Below are 464 nucleotides of genomic sequence, written 5' to 3' on the forward strand. Positions count from 1 at the left end.
TCATGAAAGTGTCAGCACACAGCCACAAAATCGCCGGCACAAAAATCAGCATGGCATTAAAATGCCGTTTGGCAAGAATCAATCCTGCCACCAACATCACCATCGGCCACACCAAATAACTGATCAGCCCTTGTGGATTAAAATGGGTGGCATCTTCAGCAACGAGCCACGAAAACAGCAAATTACTTGCCAGTGCCGTCAATCCAAACAACAAAAATTGCCATACGGTGGGCTTGACCCAATAAAACGCACGTTTTGAACCTATTAGCATGTGACCCGTGGCACGGATATTGGCGATGACGTTATGAGAAAAACGTTTGAGCGGGGTTAAATCAAGATCGGTAAGAGAAGTTGGCAAAATATCCACACTGTTGAAAGGCTGATTCTAAATCGGTAGGAGGGTAGTGATAAAATGATAATACAAAATAGCGATGGGGTGTTAACAACTTTATCAATCATTCGTG

General features: G+C 43.5%; 1 protein-coding gene. It reads right to left on the reverse strand.

What is annotated here, in order from left to right:
* The coding region (locus tag M3630_RS30590; RefSeq protein WP_251254670.1) for a hypothetical protein at positions 1 to 367 on the reverse strand (367 nt) is incomplete at its 3' end.
* Positions 368 to 464: the final 97 nt, after the last annotated feature.

Source organism: Brevibacillus sp. MER 51 (assembly GCF_023714195.1).
GTDB lineage: Bacteria > Bacillota > Bacilli > Brevibacillales > Brevibacillaceae > Brevibacillus.